This window comes from Verrucomicrobiia bacterium (genome assembly GCA_023953615.1).
In the GTDB taxonomy this organism is placed as follows: Bacteria; Verrucomicrobiota; Verrucomicrobiia; order Limisphaerales; family JADLHS01; genus JADLHS01.
This window is the reverse complement of record JAMLJH010000002.1, coordinates 1,407,724-1,426,943: the sequence shown is the minus strand read 5'-3', so window position 1 is coordinate 1,426,943 and position 19,220 is coordinate 1,407,724. Positions and strand designations below refer to the sequence as shown.

Genomic DNA, 19,220 nt, shown 5'->3' with positions numbered 1-19,220 from the left:
GTTCATTCAGGAGAAAGCTCGACCAATTCAATTTCTTTAGGTTTAGGATACGCCAAAACCTTCTTCTTACACCCCTTGGCAGACACAACGAGTGTGCTAATCGATAGTTTTTTGATTTCTTTCCCAAGTGAATAGCCATCCGATGAAATCGGCGGCACATCTTTGGAAGCGAAAATCACCGTTCCAGATGCATCAGTCGGTTTTGAGACGGGTTTGCCCCAATAGTAACCGCCCAAACCCACGCGCCATTCAAGTTTGACGATAGCGTTTGTAATCGGCTGCTTCGTTGTCGCATTTACCACTTTGATGCGAATAGGAAGGTTCATCGCATCCAGTGTAGAGACACAGGAAACAGTCGTGCAAAGTAAAAGCATTGGAACGAAAACACGACTACTCATCAGATTCCGAATCGTCATAATTATCTCCTTGTGGCAATTTAGGTGTATCGGACGGCGGATCGAGCTTGGTTTCTGAAAAACCAGTCAGCTTCCAGCGGAAGCGGCGCTTGATTTTTGGGGCAACACGAGCATGATTTATACATCGACCGCTCAACGTTGTTGGCCCAAGATTGGCAATCTCGAAAACCAAGCCAGTAACTTTTCCCTTGGCCACTGGAAACTGCCTTATCAAAAATCCTCGCAGCACAGTCATTGTTCAGGCACTCCAGCTTGTAACATCTCACATCGTGGTGAACAGGCTGGTCGTATTCGTTTCGGACACCACCAGGGCCTCCCCAAAGCCAGCGGCTACGCTTCTCGAATCCGCGTGCATCTCCATTACAAACGATGAAGCGGTGATGAAGTATTCCGAAAATGTTCTTGCCGACAAGTTCCTCTTTGCACATCCAACAATCCCCCTGGCGCGTCGTCGGGTGAACAGCGCCGTGCTGTCCTTGCTCCACAGACTCACCGTGGTCGTATTCGTGGCCGTACCCAGCACGTTCACAAAGCCCGGCACGGTGCGGCTGGTGTATTGGTTCAACAACTTCATGCGTGATTGCTTCTTGGCCATTTCAACTCAAACCAGCGAAACATTCAACCTAAACTTCGCAACGAAGACGGAGCGTCCAGGGTCGGAAAATAGCCAAGCCCCGTCAGGGGCGACATCGTTGTAGAACCGAACGCAAACAATTCCCCAGCTCCGTCAGGATGGAAGAGGCCGCGTTGAGGATGGATCGGTTGGTGCGGCGGAGCAGCGCACCGTAACCGTTGGTCACGCTGAGGCCGTTCAAGGGGCCGCCAGTGCAGGTTTCTTTATCAAGCCCGGCGCTATGATTGGCTTGTCAAGTCCACTTAAAAGCGCAAACTGACGCAACATTTTGCAGCAACAGGATTGACCATGAATAACGCATCAAGCCAAAGCCGAACGACGCAACAAGCCTCCAGCCGCACCCGACTGCTCAGGATTTTGGGTTTCAGTTGGCTGGGTCTGGCAATGCTCGGGTCGTCACCAGCGGCGCTCACGCTGGCGGACAAAGGCAAAAGTGATTATCGCATCGTGATTCCAGAACTGGCCATTCCTGCCGAGCGTTACGCCGCCGAGGAATTGCAGCGTTACCTGGAAAAGATGAGCGGAGTGAAGCTGCCGATTGTTTCCGACGCCGAGAAGCCGACGGCGCGCGAGATTTTGCTGGGGGATAACGCGCACCTCGGCAAAGCGCGCGCGAAAATTGATTTCACCAAACTCGGCCCGGACGGTTTCGTGCTGCGTGAAGCGGGTGGGCAGTTGATCATTGCGGGCGGACAATCGCGCGGCACGCTGAACGGGGTTTACACGTTGCTGGAAGAAAAGCTCGGCGTGCGCTGGTTCACGCCCGAGTTGGAAGTCGTGCCGACCGCGAGTCGCGTGCGCCTGCCGAAGCTTGATGAAACAATCGTTCCGGCACTGGAGAATCGCGATGTGTTCTGGCGGCAGTTCATGCGGAACGCCGATTTTGCCGCGCGCCATCGCATCAATGGCCAGCATTATGGTTTGAAGCAAAAGCACGGCGGCGCGTTCACGGTGTATCATCCGTTCGTCCACAGTTTTGATGGACTCGTGCCGCAAGACCTGTACAAGGAACACCCGGAGTATTTCCCGCTGATCAATGGCGAACGCAAGGGCGGTTACGTCCAACGCTGCCTGACGAATCCGGACGTGCTGCGGATTTCCATCGAACGCGTCCGACAGTGGATTCAGGAGCATCCGGAGGCGACCATCATCAGTGTGTCGCAAAACGACACTTTCAATAATTGCCAGTGCGAACAATGCAAGGCCGTGGATGACGCCGAGGGTTCGCCCGCAGGTTCGCTGTTGAAGTTTGTCAACGCGGTCGCGGCGGCCATTGAAACGGATTATCCGCAGATTCGGATTGATACGCTGGCCTACCAATACACGCGCCAGGCGCCCAAGACGATCCGGCCGCGAAAAAACGTCATTGTGCGTTTGTGTTCAATCGAGTGCTGCTTTGCGCATCCGCTGGACGCCTGTCCGGCGAAGGAGAATGAAAAGTTTCGCGATGACATTGTCGCGTGGGGCGCGATTTCGCCGTTGCTCTACGTGTGGGATTACACGACGGATTTTGCCCATTACCTGCAACCGTTTCCCAATTTTGATTGCCTGCAATCGAACGTCCGTTTTTTCGTGAAGCACAACGTCAAGAGTTTGTTCGAGCAGGGCAACTATTCCGGCGGGGGCGGCGGGGAAATGGAGCCGTTGCGCGCCTACGTGCTGGCCAAGTTGCTTTGGAATCCGGAGACCGACGTGCAAAAACATATCCAGGAATTTTTGGCCGCCTATTACGGGGCCGCCGCGCCCAAACTGCAAGCCTACCTGGATACGATCCATCGTCCGGTTCGCGAGCAGGGTCGGCACATTCACATTTTCGACGGCTCGAAAGTCGCCTACCTCGCGCCGGAACTGATGGACGAAGCCGAGCGACGTTTGGACGAAGCCGAACAACTGGCTGGTGACGGCGAGACCAAATTCCGGGTGCAGGTTGCGCGGTTGCCGGTGTGGTATGTGAAAATTGCGACCAACCGGGTGTCTGGCGAAGCCAAAACGGATTTGACCAAACGCTTCGTGGCGATTGCGCGTCAGGCGGGAATCTCGAACATCAGCGAAGGGCAGGGGTTGAACGACTGGGCTAAAAAGCAGGGGGTCGAATGACGATTGCCGGTGGTCACACGAATCGCGTTCAGCCGCGCCGATACACTTTATGCGTGGCGGCCTGATCGGTGGGCTTGACGAGTAGTTCGTCAATGCTGACGTGCGGCGGGCGGCTCGCCACCCAGACCATGATTTCCGCAATATCCACCGCGGTCAACGGTTGCGTTCCGGCATAGACCTGATCCGCGCGTGCGGTGTCACCTTTGAATCGCACCAGGGAAAATTCCGTCAGCGCCAGACCAGGATCAATGGAACTGACCCGGATGCCGGTGCCGTTCAATTCAAGGCGCAGCACGCGGGTAAGTTGAAGCTCGCCCGCCTTGGCGGCGCAATAGGCCGAGCCGCCTTCATACGCGGCGTGTCCGGCGTAGGAACCGATATTGAGAATGCTCGCGCCGGCGTGATGCGGCAGCAGCGGCAACATCGCTCGCGTCATGCGCAGCACCCCGAGTACATTGGTCTGCAGCATCGTTTCCCAATCGGCATCCAAACCTCGCGCCACGCTATCGAGTCCCAAGGCGCCACCGGCGTTGTTGATGAGCACGTGCAGATTTTGGGGATCGCCCGCCGCTTGAATGGTGGCTTTGGCCCACGCGGCAAACTGCTCGACGCTCGAGGCCTGGCTGACATCCAAAAAATGGTGGTGCGCGCTGGCGGCGCCGGCGTGCCGGGCTTCAGCGGCGACTTGTTCCAGACGCTCGATTCGGCGCGCGCCGAGCAGCAGTCGCGCCCCGGCCTCGGCAAAAGCTTGTGCCGCCGCCGCGCCAAAACCGCTGGAGGCGCCGGTGATGAGAATCCATTTGTCTTTCAAACGAGAGGTCATGTCTCGCGAAGGCTAACAAAAATTTGCCCGGACACAAATTTGAATTCGTCGCGACCGTGATTCGTGAAAAAAACTCAGCGCGCGGTGAGATACCAGCCGTAGAGCGCGACTCCGGTCACCGGCAGTAATCCGCCGATTATGCCGCCCAGGATGTTGGCCGGTTTAAGCGGCAACACTTTGTTGAGCAGATGACTCAGGTAACCTCCCGCGAACCAGCCGAAGGGCGTGCAAATGACAAAACTGATCAGTCCGAAATTCCGGGCGACGGAGAGATTTTGAAAATTACGCGTCAGGATGGCGTAGGGGATGGCGATGGCGATCAGGCCTCCGAAAGCGCCCAGCACGGCGCCCAGCACGGCGCCCAAATTTTCCTTGCCGACGCTGGGTTCGTTCATGTGCTGATGGTTTTGCCGCTCACGGAATTGCTTCAATCGAAAACATCTGAATCGCTGTTTCGAAGGCACAGCTTCAACGACTCGCGCCATTTCAGCAAGGGGAAGTTTTGCCGCGTTTTGCCGCGTCCCGCGCGACGGCCCACTTGATTCTTGCTCCGTAAATGGCGGCGTTTACTATGAGAGCGTGGATTGGTTTACCGGCACGAACTCAGATCGGCACTTCTTTTTATTGGCGGTGCTGGTTTATGGGGTAAGCATGGTTTATTCGGTGTTCTTATGGCGCAAAGGCTTTCGCAATGATGACCGGGTGAACTACCGCATTTTGCTGGTCGCTTTTGGTTTGCATACCATCGGAATGTTCAAGCGCGGCATTTCGCTGCAACAATGTCCGGTGCATAATCTTTACGAAGCCACGGTTTTCTTCATGTGGGCCACCACGCTGTCCTACTTGTTGTTGGGCGCAAGACCCCGGCTGCGCTATTTGGGGGCTTTCGCGGCGCCGCTGTTGTTTGGCCTGGGCGTTTTCGCTTTGATGCCCTCACTCGATCCTCCGCCGAGTCAGCGATTGGAATTTGCCGGCGGTCTGCAGAGTTTGCACGCCGCCACCATCATGCTGGCTTACGGCGCGTTCGGTTTGAGCGCCGCGACGGGGGCGATGTTTCTCACGCAATATCGCAATCTGAAATTTGAAAAAGCGAAGGCAATGTTTTCCCTGTTCCCGCCGATTGAGCGATTGGACACCGTGGCCTTCCGGGTGACGCTGGGGGGCTTTATCCTGTTGACGATCGGGCTGGCAACGGGCGACTTGTTGCCGCGCCCGGAGGGCCTGAGTTATTGGAAGGACGCAAAAGTCATGTGGTCAGCCGTGCTCTGGTTGATCTACGCGGTTTTGCTGGTGGGGCGGAAGCGTTCGCGGTTCACCGGGCGTCGCTTCGCCTACGGTTTGATCGGCACGTTTGGTTTTCTGGTGCTGACTTTTTGGGGCGTGAATTTGTTGTCAGCTTTGCATCATCAACCATGAGTATTGTCGTCGCCGGCTTGAACCATCGCACGTCGTCCGTTGAGTTGCGGGAACGGTTTGCCTTTGCGCCCGCGCGCATCCCGGAAGTCTTGCGGCAATTACGCGCCGCCGGGCTGGCCGATGAAGGGGTCATTCTTTCCACCTGTAATCGCGTCGAGCTTTACGCCGTCACTTCGATTGCCCCCGACCAGGCCGCGGCCAAGTTGAGCCAATTTCTCAGCGCCGCGCAGGCGCAACCGCCATTGGCCCCCCAGGAATTTTACACGCTGCACGAGCCGCAAAGCGTTTACCATCTGTTCAAGGTGGCTTGCGGATTGGATTCGATGGTGCTCGGAGAAACGGAAATTTTCGGGCAGCTCAAAAAAGCCTACGATCTCGCCCTGCAAAGCGGCTGCACCGGGGCGCGGTTGAACAAAGTTTTTCAGCGCGCTTTTCATGTCGCCAAACATATCCGCACCGCCACGAACATTCAGCGTGGAAGCATTTCCGTCGCCTCGGCGGCGGTGGAACTGGCGGAGAAAATTTTCAACCATTTGCGCGCGCACGAAGTGCTGGTGATTGGCGCCGGAGACACGAGCGAAAAAACGGCGCGCGCGTTGGTCTCGCGCGGCGCGAAAGGCATCATTGTCGCGGGCCGATCGTTTGATCGCGCTTCGGCCCTGGCGTCGGAGTTGGGCGGTCGCGCTGTGCCGTTCGACGCCTGGGTGGAAGAATTCGAGCATGTGGACATCGCGATCAGCAGTACGTCCGCGCCGCATTTCATTCTCGATCGCGCCCGCCTCGAGCCGCTGATGAAACGCCGCCGTCATCGGCCGCTCCTGTTGATTGACATTGCCGTGCCGCGCGACATTGATCCGCTCGTGGATCAAATGGACAATGTTTACCTTTACAACGTGGACGACCTGCAGCACATCGCCAACGACTACCTGGAGCAGCGCCAGGAAGAGGTCCTGCGTTGCGAAACAATTATTCGCGAAAAAGCGGGTGCGCTGCTGAACGCTCCCGCCGGACCACAGGGGTCGCAAACCAACGCCCCGGAATTGCGCTATTCCACCTGACATGATTGCGGCCCGTCCCATCGTACTCGCCACGCGCGGCAGCCCACTCGCTCTGGCCCAGACCCACCTGGTGCTTGCGCAATGCCGGGCGCGATTTCCCGCGCAGGCGTTCGAGATAAAAGTCATCAAGACCACGGGCGATAAATTACAAACCGCGTCGTTGAGCAAAACCGATCCCAGCCTGCCCAAGGGATTATTCACCAAGGAACTGGAGGTCGCGTTGTTGAATGGCGAGGCTGATCTGGCCATCCACAGTTTGAAAGATTTGCCCACCGAATTGCCCGACGGATTGGCGTTGGGCGCAACTCCACCGCGGGCGGACGTGCGGGATGTGATGATCTATCGCGCCAGCTCGGCGGCGGCGGAGCCGACGACAGCAGCGCCAACTGATTTAGTTTTTCTTCGCCTCGGCGCCACGGTGGCCAGCAGCAGCACCCGCCGGCGCGCGCAACTGTCACTGGCTCGCCCGGATTTGAAGCTTGCCGAGATTCGCGGCAACGTCGCCACGCGCCTGGGCAAAGTGGCCAAAGCGGAAGGGCCGGACGCCACCATTCTCGCGCTGGCGGGATTGGAACGATTGAATTTCCGGATTACTCCGGAAGGGAAGCTGTTGGGCGATTCAGTTCCAGACGGCTTGCGGGCGACCATTTTGGATCTCGCTGTGATGTTGCCGTGCGTAGGGCAGGGGGCTATTGGAATTGAGATTCGGTCCGGTGATGCGGAACTGGAAAAATTGTGCGCGGGGCTGAATGATGCCCCCACGTTTCACGCCGTTACCGCCGAACGCGCTTTTCTGCGCGGCTTGGGCGGGGGCTGTCAAAGTCCCGTTGCGGCCTACGCCGAGGTGCTGGATCAGCGGGTAGCGATGCGCGTCATCTCGTTTCAGAGCGACCCCGTCCGGCGAGCCGAGGGCCAACGTCCACTCACTGAAGCGGCAGCGTTGGGTGAAGCGCTGGCCGCTCAATTGCGTTGAGGCAAACGCATCGGTCCGTGCCGAGGCGCGAGGACGCAGATGATGCGTAACGGGCTGCGAATCAAAATGACTTGTCAAATTGGGCGTGCGAGTGTTAGATGCCGCCCCAATGTTCTGTGGCGCGCTGACCGAATTTAATTTGAACCTCGACCTTAACCGTCAGCCGCACGTTTAACCTCAACGACTCTATGAAAAGAAATCTATTCGCAATTATTGGTGGTTCAGTTTTGTTGGCGTTGCCGATCGCGCTACGCGCTCAAGGCGATTTACCGGCTTTGATCGTCGCACCGTTCAGCGGCGACGTCGCCCGTATTCAGTATTGGCAACCGGCGGTGGGGCAGGGGTTGGCGGAAATGCTCATTACCGAGTTGGGTCAGATTAATAAATTTACGGTGCTGGAAACGAGTGAGTTGGGAACTTTGAAGGACGAGATCAAGATGGGACAGGACGGTTGGGTGGATGCCTCGGAAGCCGTCGAGAAGGGCGGATTTGCGGCCGCCGATTTCATGTTCACCGCCAAGGTCACCCGGTTTGGCAACAAGGAATCCAAAATCGGACTGGGCGGGTTTGTTCCGGGCAGCCTGGGCAAACTGGGGACGAAAGTAACCACGGCGGACGTGCGGATTGACTGGCGGCTCGTGGACGCGGCGAATCGCAAGATCATCAAGACGGGTTCTTCCACCGCTGCGGAAAAGGGCGTGGGCTTTGACGTAGGGGTCAACGTGGGCGGGCGCGGCGGCAATATCGGATTCGACAACAAGGAATTTATGGAGAGCGCGCTGGGCAAGGCAACCGTCAAGGCTTTGGCGCAGATCATTGATGAAGTGAAACCGGTGTCGCTGCCGGAGTCGGGTCGGCACAAGCAGAAGGCGACTGCCGCCAACCAGCAAGTGGCCGCCACTACCGCGGCGGCGAGCGCGTTACGAAGCACGCCCGGCAAGGTCCTGGCCGCTCCGAGCAATCAAGCCATTATTATTTCACTCGGCACTCAACAAGGCTTCAAGGATGGCGACAAGTTGAATCTTTTTGCCACCGAAGACGTGAAGGACGATCAGGGCAATGTCGTGTTCACCGATGAAAAGCTGGTGGGCGAAATCACGATCCAGGCGGCGCAAGCGGAACGCAGTCGCGCCACCTATGAAGGCAGCCAGACCGTTAAAGCCGGCTGGACGGTCAAGGCCAAGTGAAGCGTGCCTCCCGACGGCCCGTTAACGGCAGCAGGCGACGCATCGGGCGGAAGTTGCGTCTGATAAGGTCAGAGATGTATTTAGTAATTGAACCCGGACATTAAAGCGCGGTGTTCACCGCACAAAACCAGATGAGACATTATCGCTTATTTTCGCCGCGGTGCCGTCGGCGGCTGCTTCAAACCGGTTGGGTCTGGCTTGCAGGACTGGCTTTCACCCTGTCCGCCGAGCCGATTCATCACATTACCATTGATGGCGACTTTTCCGATTGGGCCGAGGTCCCGGCCTATTATGATCCAGTGGCCGGGCCGGGAGTTTTGCATCATGGCATTCCGGACACGCATGATACGGATCACAAATTGCCCGACGACATTCCGGCTTACGTGGCGCATCCCGACGTGGACCTGGTCGAGTTCAAGTTCACGCACGATGAATCCAATCTGTATGCGTATTTTCGCGCCACCGGCGTGATTGGCCGTGGGTCGCCGGAGAAGGGCCGTTATTACGTGATTGTGACTCTCGACGTGGACAACGACGAAACGACGGGTTACGCGCTCAACGAAGGCGGCTATTATCCCGTCAGCACGGGTTACGACATGAACATGGAGATCGAGTATTATCAGGACACGTTCAATACCGGTCATTATCTCAACCACGGCGCGCGCAATCAGGCTGAGTTGGACGCCGCCATTCAAGACCAGACCAACGGCATCGTGCGCATTCTGCCCGGCACGTACAAATACTATTCGCAATGGGTTTGGTTTGATTCGGATTCGCAGGGAGATTACCGCCTCCCGCCGCCGGACAACGACGCCAGCATAACCTTCGTGGCCGACAAGGGGCCGGTGTATCAGGGCATCATTCGCATCGCTCGTTCCGCTGATGGACACGAAGCTGAAATGGTCGCGCCGTTTCGCGGTTTCATGCGCGATCCTTCCGGCCAACCGCTCATGAAACTGGGGATGACGCTCAACCTTTCCTTCTCGTTGGAAGCCAGCGGTGAGTTGGCACCCGGAGGAGAGTGGGCGTCAGACACCGGCGATCCGATTGTTGGCTATTATCTCAGTCCGTTTACAAAACCGAATCTGCAAATCGCTCCCTCTATCCAGGCCAACCACGTCGTGTTGTCCTGGGATAGCGGCGCGCAGGGCATGGTCCTCAAGCAAACGCTCAATCTGGCCGATCCGGACTGGCAGATCGTGGACGGTTCGCAAATCACGAATCGAATTGAATTGCCGGCGACCGCTGCCAGCGCGTTCTTCCGCTTGGAAGAGCCTTGAGTGTCGCCTCCGTCCGCCACCGGGCGGAGCGAGTCGCCACTCATTCTCCGGCGATGATCAAATCCAGTCGTCGGTTGAATTCGCTGAGTTCCAACCCGCGATCTTCAATGGTCGCCCAGCCGTCGTAACCCGCCTGATCCAGCGCCCGGCGCACGGCCGGCCAGTCAATGCTGCCGTCGCGCGGATGCACGAATTTGCCGTCCCGCCCATCCGGATTCAGTTTGAAATCCTTGATGTGCAACTTGGCGATCAAGGGGCCGAGGGTCTGGATCCATTCCTGCGGCGGCGCATACTTCACATGATTGCCAATGTCGAAGTAGGACTTCACCCATGGATTCGCGAAAGACGCGACGAAGTTTTTGTAGAGCGCGGGTTTCACCCACAAGTTGTTCCAGACATTTTCCAGGCCAATGACCACCCGCAATTCCTCCGCCAGCGGAATCAATTTTTCCACCGCCAATCGCGACAGATCCGTGGCGCGGTTTTGCGCGTTGATGTAAGCGGTGAATTTTGAATTATCCCCCACGACAACGCGCGTCACATGACCGGTTGATTCATCAAACGCGATGTCAAACTCCCACGCCTCGGGCAGAGGCAAATCCCGGACCCGACACGGCACCACCAGAATGGCGTCGGCGCCGTACGCCCTGGCCGCGCGCAACGCCGCGCGCACCTGCTCCAATGAATCCTCAATTTTAGCGGGATCCTCACTATTGAACTCCATCCAGCCGCGCAGCACGGAATGTACTTTCATGCCGAGCTTTTCCGCCGCCGCGCGCCCCTGAGCCGCCTCGGCTTCAGTGCCCACGAAATTGGTTTCCACTCCGTCAAAGCCGGCGCGCTTCAGAGGTTCGAGCGCGCTTTCCGTGACTTCCTTCACAATCATGGCTTTGCGGATGCGCCCTTTGAAATTGGCCGCAGTGACCGGCCAACTGGATATCAAGGTGAATACACTGGCGGTGGTGGCGGTGATAAACTGGCGTCGGTTCATGAGCGCAGGATGCGCGGAAGCGGGAATGGCGGCAAGCCATTTGGCAGCGCCGCGGGCTGACCGGGAAGCTTTGCTCAAATCAGAGCGTCATTCTGGTTGGTAGGGTAAAGTTCAGATCGCAAGGCGTGAAATTTCATAGAGTCTGGAAGGCTCCCGCCACGGGTAACCAAGACTCAACCGCTTGACGATCAGGCGCATGTTGTTTATCAAAACAGCCTTCATTTTGTAATGTGAACTGATTTTATGAGCCAAACCGAGACGCATCATTTTCAAGCGGAAATTCAGCAGTTGCTGAACATCGTCATCAATTCCCTGTACACGGACAAAGAAATCTTCATGCGCGAGCTGGTTTCCAATGCCGCCGACGCGTGTGAAAAATTAAGGTTCAACCAGTCGGCCGGCGGCGCGGTTTATCAATCGGAGATTGCGCCCGACATCGCGGTGACCACCGATGACAAGGCCGGCACCATCACCATCACCGACACCGGGCTGGGCATGACGCGCGGCGACTTGGTGGAAAATCTCGGGACCATCGCCCATTCCGGCACCAAGGCGTTTCTGAAACAACTCGCCGAAGCAAAGAAACCCGACGTCGGTTTGATCGGCCAGTTCGGCGTGGGCTTTTATTCGGCGTTTATGGTGGCAAAGAAAGTCACGGTCCTGAGCCGTTCGTTCGCGCCGGATGAAACTGGCTGGCAATGGACGAGCGAAGGCCTGGGCGGTTACGCGCTGTCGCCGGTAACGGATTTGCCCCGTGGCACCAGGATTATTTTGGAATTGAAAGACGATGCAAAAGAGTTCGCGCAGGAAACCACCGTGGAACGCATTATCCAGCGGTATTCGAGTTTCGTGCCGTTTCCCATCGAGTTGAACGGCAAACGGCTCAACACCGTGCAAGCCATCTGGGCGCGGAACAAAAGCGAAATCAAGGAGGAGGAATATAACGAGTTTTACACGTTCGTCGGCCACGACCACGACCGGCCACTGTTCCGATTGCATTTCGCGGCGGACGCGCCGCTCGCCATTCAGGCGTTGTTGTTCGTGCCGGCGCGCAATTTTGAAATGCTCGGCATGGGTCGCATGGATTCCGAGGTGAACCTGTATTGCCGCAAAGTTTTGATTCAGGCGAAGGCGAAAGGTCTTTTCCCCGATTGGCTGCGGTTTCTCAAGGGCGTGGTGGACAGTGAAGATTTGCCGCTGAACATTTCGCGCGAGACGATGCAGGACACGTCGTTGATGCAAAAACTGAACCAGGTGCTGACGGGGCGATTTCTGAAATTTCTCGGCGAACAAGCTGAGAAGGAGGTCGAGGCTTATGAAAAATTTTACACGGAATATCAACGTTTTCTAAAAGAAGGCGTCGTCACGGATTTCGCGCACAAGGACGCGCTCGCCAAACTGTTGCGGTTTGAGTCGTCCATAACGGAACAAGGCCAGCGCACGTCGCTGGCGGATTACGTGAAGCGCATGGGTTCGGAACAAAAGGAGATTTATTGTCTGCTGGCCGCGAATCGCGCGGCGGCCGAGGCCAGCCCGTACTTCGAGGTGTTCCGCGAACGCAAATGGGAGGTGCTGTTTCTTGACGATCCGTGGGATGAGTTCGTCGTGGAGCATGTCCGTGAATTTGACGGCAAGCCACTCAAGCTCGCGGAAAAAGCGGACTTGAATTTGAGCGAGAAAAAGGCCGGTGCGTTGTCCGAAGACGCGGCGAAGGAACTTACCAAGTGGCTCAAGGAAACCCTCGGCGACAAGGTCGGCGAAGTGCGCGCCTCGCAACGGCTCGTGGAAAGCCCCGCCGTCGTGGTGGACGCGGATAAATTCATGACCGCCAGCATGAGGCGCATGATGAAGGCGATGCAGCCGGACGGTCCGGATTTGCCTGCCGCCAAGCATGATTTTGAAATCAACCCGGCGCATCCGATCATGGCTCAACTCGACGCCATGCGGCGGAAGGACGCGGCGCTCGCCGCGAGCGTGGCCGAGCAACTCCTCGATAATTCCCGCGTCGCCGCCGGAGTGCTGGAAGACCCGCGCGCCATGCTGACGCGGCTGAATTCGCTGCTCGAAAAAGTGCTGGCGAAGGAGTAAGCCAACATTCTGCGCCAAACCAAACCGTCGGCCCGCACGACGGTCATCCCGCATCCAGGCTAAATTGGGGTTCACAAGCCATTGCCTGACGCGGCTGTTTTGCCTGAACAAAGTTGAAGTGTCCCCCGCGTCGGCGGTGCAAATTAAAATCCTGTTTCGCAGCCGACGCCCCGATGACCGAGCGTTCCAGTCCGCAAGCTGCGCTGAATATCTTTTTGATTGAATCTGAACGCATGGCTGGCGGCGGCGGTCTTATCTTTGGCTTATGTGGGCATCATCAAACTGGGGCGGTCAAGTTATCGGGTGCGGGCGTTTCGTCTTAACATCTTTCCGGTCTGTTCGCAGTTTCCCTCGCCAAGCACTCCGGAGTTGATCAAAATCTGCTTGGAGTTACTCCCTGAAATAAAACATCTCAAATCAAACAACCAATGAACAAAATTAAAATCGCGGCCAATCCACTCCTGGCCGGCTGGTGCGTATTGATGGTATTTCTCGCCCATCCACCGCTGCCAGCCGCCGGCGCCAATCTGCCCGCATTTGCCGCCACGCGATTGATCAATACCGGAAGCAGTTTTCAGAGTGCGCTGACTGCGGGGGATTTCAACCATGACGGTTTTGCGGATGTGGCGGCGGTCAGTCTGCTGTCGTCAAATGTGGTCGTGTTGCTGGCGGACGGCCACGGCGCGTTCCAACCCGCCGTCAATTACGGGACTTCTGCCTACGGATTTTCCTCGGCCACGCTTACGTCCACGGATGCGAATCGCGATGGCCATCTGGATTTGATCGCCTCCGGTCTGGCGGGGACCTGGCTTTTGACGGGGCAGGGCGACGGCACGTTCCAACCAGCAGTCAAACTGAGCAGTTACGGCAGCGTCATTGCGTTTGGCGATTTCAACGGCGATAACAAAATGGATTATGCCTACTACAAGGCTCCGTACGTTACGATTGAATTGGGCAACGGCGACGGCACTTATCAGGCGGGCGCGAATTATATGATTAGTCTTGCGGCCGGCGCGCAAGCCATGATCGTTGGGGATCTAAACCACGATGGGATTGAAGATCTTGTGCTCGCCGGCAATGGATCACCGGGACTGGTTTCAGTCCTGCTTGGTGCTGGCGATGGCACGTTTCAACCTGTGGTCAATACCAGCGTGGGGACGGATAATAACGCGCTGGCGGTGGGTGATTTTAATCATGATGGCCGCAACGATGTCGCTGTCACTGATTATGATGCGGGCGCCGTGATTTTGCTTTGGGGCAATGGCGACGGCTCCTTCGCAAGTTCATTGAACTACAACGTCGGTGCGCAGCCGCAGTCGGTGGTGAGTGGGGATTTCAACCACGATGGCCTGGACGATCTGCTGGTCATGGCCGCGACCAACGGCGTGGTGCTGCTGGGCAATGGCAACGGAACTTTCCAAACTCCGCAGACCTACGATTGGTTGGAGGCGCGAGTGGCCGTCGGTGATTTTAACGGTGATGGCCAAGCCGACCTGGTCACGGCCACCGGAAATGATCCGGCCAGTCTGGGCATCGTCTTGGGCAACGGCGATGGCACGTTTCAGGCCGCGCCCAATTATGCCGTGGAGCTTAATCCCAATTCCATTGGCCTCGGCGATCTCAATGGTGATGGCCGGGCGGAATTGGTCGTGGCCAACGCCAACAGCAATAACATTTCCGTGTTGCTGAACCACGGCGACGGCACCTTTCAACCTCGCGCCGACTATCTCACGGGCAACAATCCCCAGTCGGTGGTCGTTGCTGATTTTACTGGCCACGGCACGAATGACGTTGTTGTTGCCAATCTGAATTCCGGCGTCGTTTCGCTGCTGCGCGGCAATGGCGACGGCACTTTGCAACCCGCGACGACGGCGGCCTTGGTGACCGTAGGCAGTTCGTATGTATTGGCGGACGATTTTAATAACGACCACCAAACGGATCTGGCGGTGCTTGGTTTGTTTGGCGTCTCCGTGTTCAAGGGCAACGGTGACGGCACCTTTCAGCCGGCCGTCACGACCGCCGGACCGTTTGAACTGGATCAGCTCGCAACTGCCGACTTCAACCACGATGGCCTCAACGATCTGGTGTTCAATAATTACGGGGCCAACACCGTTTCAGTAATGCTGGGCAATGGCAACGGTAGTTTTCAGACGGCGGTAAATTATCCTGCCGGAACCAATTTGCAGTCAGTCGCGGTGGGTGATTTCAACGGCGATGGCACGAACGACTTGGTGGCAGCCGGCACGGGCAACGGGTTTCCGCCCAGCGGCACGGTCGCCATTTTATTGGGTCGAGGCGACGGGACCTTTGGTCCGCCCACCAATTGCCTCGCGGACGGCAGCTACCATGCGGTGGCGGTGGGTGATTTCAACGGCGATGGTCAGGCAGATCTGGCGGTTGCCGAGAGCACGCCCGGCAATCAAGTGCATGTGCTGGCTGGCAATGGCGACGGCACCTTTCAGCCTCCCGTCACTTTTGCCGCCGGGAACAATCCTGCTTTCATTGCCGTCGGCGATGTGAACGGCGATGGCCGCCCGGATTTGGCTGTGGCCAATGCCGCCGCCAACACCGTATCGGTATTGCTCAACACGGATGTTCCCGTGTCGCCGATGATAAAAATGTTGCCCACCCATCCCGGGGATGAATCCATCACTTTTTCCTGGCCGGTTTCGGCAGCCGGTTTTTCTCTCGAAACGATTGCCAATCTCGGTGCCCACGACTGGCGGCCGCAAGCTGGGATTTTGACCACCAACGGCGCCAACGTGGAAGCCACTGTACCGATTGGTCCGGGTTCCCGATTCTTTCGCCTGCATAAACTGTGAACAAAATCCGTCGCGAAAGATTGGCGAACTGCCAGTCGTCCGCGAGGCTGCGAACGACTGCTGCCGAGGACGGCGATGCTCACAGGGGCCGGTGCTGACGCACTGCTACCGCCGGGGTCGCGGTATTTTCCTGCCGCGTTCGCGTGGCCAAGGAGGGCGCTAATTTGCTTTTCATCCGGTGTTTAGTCTTTATGCTGCCCTGTCCGAGTGGAGCGGAATTTCCAGGATGGCTCAAGTGAACCGCGGATGAGTGAAGAGTGAAGTCGGATTTCCAGTCGTGGCTCGGATTAAGTTTTTTGGGATGGACACCAAGTACATACGTAATTTCTGTATTATCGCCCATATTGATCATGGGAAGACCACTCTTTCGGATCGCTTGTTGCAAAATACCGGAACGGTGGCAACGCGCGAAATGGAGGATCAATTGCTCGACGCAATGGACCTCGAAAAGGAGCGCGGCATCACCATCAAGGCGCATCCGGTGACGATGCATTATCGGGCCAAGGACGGGGCCACCTACGAGTTGAACCTGATTGACACGCCCGGCCATGTGGATTTTGCGTATGAAGTATCGCGGAGTTTGAGCGCGTGCGAGGGCGCGTTGCTGGTGATTGACGCGGCGCAAGGGGTCGAAGCGCAAACGGTGGCGAACTATCACCTGGCGGCGAAGCAGAACCTGCAGATCATTCCCGTGATCAATAAGATTGATCTGCCGCACGCGAACGTGGCGCAGGCCAAACAGCAGTTGGAAGACGTGCTGGCGTTGCCTTCGGAATGGGCGATTGCTTGCAGCGCCAAGCAGGGCGTGGGCATTGAAGAAATTCTGGAAGCCATCATTCAGCGGGTGCCGCCACCGGTGCCCACCGGCGCGCCGAGTTTGCAGGCGCTGGCGTTCGATTCGTATTTCGACACCTACAAGGGCGTGGTGACGCATGTGCGCGTGTTCAACGGCGAGATCAAGGCGGGGCAGCAGGTTAAATTGCTCTACAGCGGCAAGAGTTACGAAGTCAAGGAGGTCGGCAGCTTCAACCCCAAGCCTTACACGCGGGATAAATTGGTGGCAGGGGAAACGGGTTATGTCACCGCCAACATCAAAGCGCCAAGCGACGTCAAGATGGGCGATACCATCACCGAGGCGCGCAACCCGTCGCCCGCCTTGCCCGGGTTCAAGGAGATTCATCCGATGGTGTTCAGTGGAATCTACCCGATCAACACGGCGGATTACGAACAACTGAAAATTTCGATGGCGAAGTTGAAGTTGAACGATTCCGCGTTCGTGTACGCCTCGGAGACTTCGGTGGCGCTGGGATTTGGCTTTCGTTGTGGTTTTCTGGGGCTGCTGCATCTGGAGATTGTGCAGGAGCGGTTGCGGCGCGAGTACGACATGGACATCATCGCGACGTATCCGAGCGTGGTGTACAAAGTTTCCCTCACGGACGGCGAATTGAAGGAGGTGGACAATCCGGCGTTTCTGCCCGAGGTGACGCGCATTGATCGCATCCAGGAACCGATGGTCAAGGCGTTCGTGATTTGTCCGAATGAAAACATCGGCGACATGATGGCGTTGATTGCGGAAAAGCGCGGTCAGGTGAACAACACCGAGACGTTGGATGTCAAACGGGTCATGCTGACGGCGCTGATTCCGTTGAACGAGATTCTGATTGATTTCCATGATCGGATTAAATCCATCACGCGCGGCTTCGGCTCCATGGATTACGAGCCGACGGATTATCAGGAAAGCGACATGGTCAAGCTGGACATGCTCGTGAACGGCGAGCCGATGGACGCTTTTTCCTGCATCGTGCATCGTTCCAAGGCTGAGAGTCGTGGGCGGACGCTCGCGGAAAAGTTGAAGGAGGTCATCCCGAGACAGCAATTTGCGGTCAAGGTGCAGGCCGCCATCGGCGGAAAAATCGTCGCGTCGGAAACGGTAAGCGCGTTTCGCAAAGACGTGACCGCCAAGTGCTACGGAGGCGACGTGTCGCGCAAACGCAAACTGCTGGAGAAGCAGAAGGAAGGCAAAAAGCGGATGAAATCCGTGGGCAACGTGAACATTCCGCAGGAAGCCTTCATCGAAGTCCTGAAAGCATGAAACCAGGTCGAACGCCAGAAGCTGTCGGGCGCAAGTTCGCGCCCTCGGTTTTCACCCGTCGATTTTTGAAGCTCCGACTCCCGATTCCTAATTCCCGACTATGAATTATCGTTGGTTCATCTCCCGCACGGTTCGTGACGCCAATCGCATGTGGAAACAGGTGCGGAACATTCTGAGCGCGCAACGCGACCTGCTTTCCGAGCAAGCCATCGAACAGGTGACGACGGCATTGGCCGAATCGCGCGCCGTTTTCAAAAGCGGGCGGCCGCGGGCGGAATTGGTGGAGCAGATGAAGCGGCTTGAAGCCACGGCGGGCAAATGGCTGAAGCCCTATCCGCACGCGGGTTATCGCGAGAACTTCGAAGTGTTCCTGGTGGCACTGGCGGTGGCGATGGCGGTGCGCACCTTTTTCGTGCAGCCGTTCAAGATTCCCACCGGCTCCATGCAGCCCACATTGTTTGGCGTGACGTCCACGCCGGATTTCACCTACAAACTCGGGATGTCGCCCGCGACCATTGCCGAGCAGGAGCAGAAGCGGGACGCGCTGGTGTTTCCCACCGGTTGGCAACGGGTGCGGGATTGGTTCGCGGGCATTTCGTATCTGGACATCAAGGCGAAAACGGATGGGGTATTGCAGCGCGTCAATTCGCCCGTCGGCATTCGCATTTTCAATTTCTGGCAGACGCTGGTCATCGGCGGACGCACGCACTTGATTTTGTTTCCACCCGATTACGGACAGAGCGATTTGCGTCTGCGCACGGGGCTGGAATTGGGGCAGTCCTTTCGGAAAGGGGAGACGGTGGTTCACATGAAAATCCAGACCGGCGACCACCTGTTCGTGGATCGGATGACGTATAATTTCCGGACTCCACAGCGCGGGGAGATCGTGGTGTTTCAGACGGCGGGAATCCGCCACGCGCGTATGCCGCAGGATCAATTCTACATCAAACGCCTCGTGGCCTTGGGTGGGGAACAGGTGCAAATCGGAGATGACCGGCATCTGATCATCAATGGACAGCGACTGGATAAAACCACGCCGCACTTCGAGAACGTATATGCCTTTGATCCCAACCAGCCGCCGGCCGAGAGCGAGTTCTCGGGGCATGTGAATGATTTTAACTTTCATCAGCTCGGCATGCCGGGTTACGCGCCCTTGTTCCCCGATGGTCATTCGATCTTCGATTTGCCGCCCAACTATTACATGGTGATGGGAGATAACACGCTGAACAGTTTCGACTCGCGCGCCTGGGGACCATTCCCGGCGAACAACGTCATCGGCAAACAGTTTTTCGTGTATTGGCCGATCACCAAGCGGTTCGGCTGGGGCAATCGCTAACCGGATG

16 protein-coding genes are annotated in these 19,220 nt (G+C 57.1%); 10 read left to right on the top strand and 6 right to left on the bottom strand.

Translation table 11 applies throughout. From position 1 onward, the window contains the following. Positions 1-2: 2 nt before the first annotated feature. The 3 genes from M9920_16280 to M9920_16270 all read right to left on the bottom strand — a co-directional run bounded on the left by M9920_16280 (position 3) and on the right by M9920_16270 (position 1,011). Positions 3-326, bottom strand: a complete 324-nt coding sequence (locus M9920_16280) for a hypothetical protein (protein MCO5053834.1) — start codon at positions 324-326, stop codon at positions 3-5. A gap of 64 nt (positions 327-390) precedes the next feature. After that, positions 391-651, bottom strand: a complete 261-nt coding sequence (locus tag M9920_16275) for a hypothetical protein (GenBank protein ID MCO5053833.1) — start codon at positions 649-651, stop codon at positions 391-393. Between the two features lie 27 nt (positions 652-678). Beyond that, entirely contained in the window at positions 679-1,011 is a 333-nt protein-coding gene (locus tag M9920_16270; GenBank protein ID MCO5053832.1) for a hypothetical protein, read from the bottom strand. Between the two features lie 327 nt (positions 1,012-1,338). Between M9920_16270 and M9920_16265 the strand changes: the two genes are divergently transcribed. Beyond that, on the top strand, positions 1,339-3,147 hold the full coding sequence (locus tag M9920_16265) for a DUF4838 domain-containing protein (protein MCO5053831.1): 1,809 nt from the start codon (positions 1,339-1,341) through the stop codon (positions 3,145-3,147). A 28-nt stretch (positions 3,148-3,175) separates the two neighbouring features. Here M9920_16265 and M9920_16260 read toward each other — a convergent pair whose 3' ends face one another. Both M9920_16260 and M9920_16255 read right to left on the bottom strand, forming a co-directional pair. After that, entirely contained in the window at positions 3,176-3,970 is a 795-nt protein-coding gene (locus M9920_16260) for an SDR family NAD(P)-dependent oxidoreductase (protein ID MCO5053830.1), read from the bottom strand. 74 nt (positions 3,971-4,044) lie between these two features. Beyond that, positions 4,045-4,365, bottom strand: a complete 321-nt coding sequence (locus M9920_16255; protein MCO5053829.1) for a hypothetical protein — start codon at positions 4,363-4,365, stop codon at positions 4,045-4,047. A gap of 184 nt (positions 4,366-4,549) precedes the next feature. Between M9920_16255 and M9920_16250 the strand changes: the two genes are divergently transcribed. The 5 genes from M9920_16250 (at position 4,550) to M9920_16230 (ending at position 9,884) form a co-directional block, all read left to right on the top strand. Next, positions 4,550-5,386, top strand: a complete 837-nt coding sequence (locus M9920_16250) for a cytochrome c biogenesis protein (GenBank protein ID MCO5053828.1) — start codon at positions 4,550-4,552, stop codon at positions 5,384-5,386. Next, on the top strand, positions 5,383-6,444 hold the full coding sequence (gene hemA / locus M9920_16245; GenBank protein ID MCO5053827.1) for a glutamyl-tRNA reductase: 1,062 nt from the start codon (positions 5,383-5,385) through the stop codon (positions 6,442-6,444). Before M9920_16250 ends, hemA begins: the two co-directional genes overlap by 4 nt. A 1-nt stretch (position 6,445) precedes the next feature. Next, complete coding sequence (gene hemC / locus M9920_16240) at positions 6,446-7,417, top strand: hydroxymethylbilane synthase (GenBank protein ID MCO5053826.1); 972 nt, start codon at positions 6,446-6,448, stop codon at positions 7,415-7,417. A gap of 188 nt (positions 7,418-7,605) precedes the next feature. Further along, positions 7,606-8,604, top strand: a complete 999-nt coding sequence (locus M9920_16235; GenBank protein ID MCO5053825.1) for a hypothetical protein — start codon at positions 7,606-7,608, stop codon at positions 8,602-8,604. Between the two features lie 131 nt (positions 8,605-8,735). Continuing rightward, complete coding sequence (locus M9920_16230; protein ID MCO5053824.1) at positions 8,736-9,884, top strand: hypothetical protein; 1,149 nt, start codon at positions 8,736-8,738, stop codon at positions 9,882-9,884. A 40-nt stretch (positions 9,885-9,924) separates the two neighbouring features. Here M9920_16230 and M9920_16225 read toward each other — a convergent pair whose 3' ends face one another. Next, positions 9,925-10,875 (bottom strand): sugar phosphate isomerase/epimerase, encoded by a 951-nt coding sequence (locus tag M9920_16225; GenBank protein ID MCO5053823.1) that lies wholly within the window; start codon positions 10,873-10,875, stop codon positions 9,925-9,927. Positions 10,876-11,118: 243 nt separating this feature from the next. Here M9920_16225 and htpG point away from each other — a divergent pair, with 243 nt between their 5' ends. The 4 genes from htpG to lepB all read left to right on the top strand — a co-directional run bounded on the left by htpG (position 11,119) and on the right by lepB (position 19,213). Next, positions 11,119-12,963, top strand: a complete 1,845-nt coding sequence (htpG, locus tag M9920_16220) for a molecular chaperone HtpG (GenBank protein ID MCO5053822.1) — start codon at positions 11,119-11,121, stop codon at positions 12,961-12,963. 428 nt (positions 12,964-13,391) lie between these two features. Next, positions 13,392-15,785 (top strand): VCBS repeat-containing protein, encoded by a 2,394-nt coding sequence (locus M9920_16215; GenBank protein ID MCO5053821.1) that lies wholly within the window; start codon positions 13,392-13,394, stop codon positions 15,783-15,785. A gap of 301 nt (positions 15,786-16,086) precedes the next feature. Beyond that, a complete protein-coding gene (gene lepA / locus M9920_16210) occupies positions 16,087-17,877 on the top strand; it encodes a translation elongation factor 4 (protein ID MCO5053820.1) in 1,791 nt (596 codons plus the stop codon). Between the two features lie 100 nt (positions 17,878-17,977). Then, positions 17,978-19,213 (top strand): signal peptidase I, encoded by a 1,236-nt coding sequence (lepB, locus tag M9920_16205; protein MCO5053819.1) that lies wholly within the window; start codon positions 17,978-17,980, stop codon positions 19,211-19,213. Positions 19,214-19,220: the final 7 nt, after the last annotated feature.

What these genes read in the sequence shown, in the direction of transcription:
- M9920_16230 (MCO5053824.1), top strand. Translation starts at nt 8,736, where the DNA reads ATGAGACATTATCGCTTATTTTCGCCGCGGTGCCGTCGGCGGCTGCTT.
- hemC (MCO5053826.1), top strand. Translation starts at nt 6,446, where the DNA reads ATGATTGCGGCCCGTCCCATCGTACTCGCCACGCGCGGCAGCCCACTC.
- htpG (MCO5053822.1), top strand. Translation starts at nt 11,119, where the DNA reads ATGAGCCAAACCGAGACGCATCATTTTCAAGCGGAAATTCAGCAGTTG.
- M9920_16275 (MCO5053833.1), bottom strand. Translation starts at nt 651, where the DNA reads ATGACTGTGCTGCGAGGATTTTTGATAAGGCAGTTTCCAGTGGCCAAG.
- M9920_16215 (MCO5053821.1), top strand. Translation starts at nt 13,392, where the DNA reads ATGAACAAAATTAAAATCGCGGCCAATCCACTCCTGGCCGGCTGGTGC.
- lepA (MCO5053820.1), top strand. Translation starts at nt 16,087, where the DNA reads ATGGACACCAAGTACATACGTAATTTCTGTATTATCGCCCATATTGAT.
- M9920_16265 (MCO5053831.1), top strand. Translation starts at nt 1,339, where the DNA reads ATGAATAACGCATCAAGCCAAAGCCGAACGACGCAACAAGCCTCCAGC.
- M9920_16260 (MCO5053830.1), bottom strand. Translation starts at nt 3,970, where the DNA reads ATGACCTCTCGTTTGAAAGACAAATGGATTCTCATCACCGGCGCCTCC.
- M9920_16270 (MCO5053832.1), bottom strand. Translation starts at nt 1,011, where the DNA reads ATGGCCAAGAAGCAATCACGCATGAAGTTGTTGAACCAATACACCAGC.
- hemA (MCO5053827.1), top strand. Translation starts at nt 5,383, where the DNA reads ATGAGTATTGTCGTCGCCGGCTTGAACCATCGCACGTCGTCCGTTGAG.
- M9920_16225 (MCO5053823.1), bottom strand. Translation starts at nt 10,875, where the DNA reads ATGAACCGACGCCAGTTTATCACCGCCACCACCGCCAGTGTATTCACC.
- lepB (MCO5053819.1), top strand. Translation starts at nt 17,978, where the DNA reads ATGAATTATCGTTGGTTCATCTCCCGCACGGTTCGTGACGCCAATCGC.
- M9920_16235 (MCO5053825.1), top strand. Translation starts at nt 7,606, where the DNA reads ATGAAAAGAAATCTATTCGCAATTATTGGTGGTTCAGTTTTGTTGGCG.
- M9920_16280 (MCO5053834.1), bottom strand. Translation starts at nt 326, where the DNA reads ATGAACCTTCCTATTCGCATCAAAGTGGTAAATGCGACAACGAAGCAG.
- M9920_16255 (MCO5053829.1), bottom strand. Translation starts at nt 4,365, where the DNA reads ATGAACGAACCCAGCGTCGGCAAGGAAAATTTGGGCGCCGTGCTGGGC.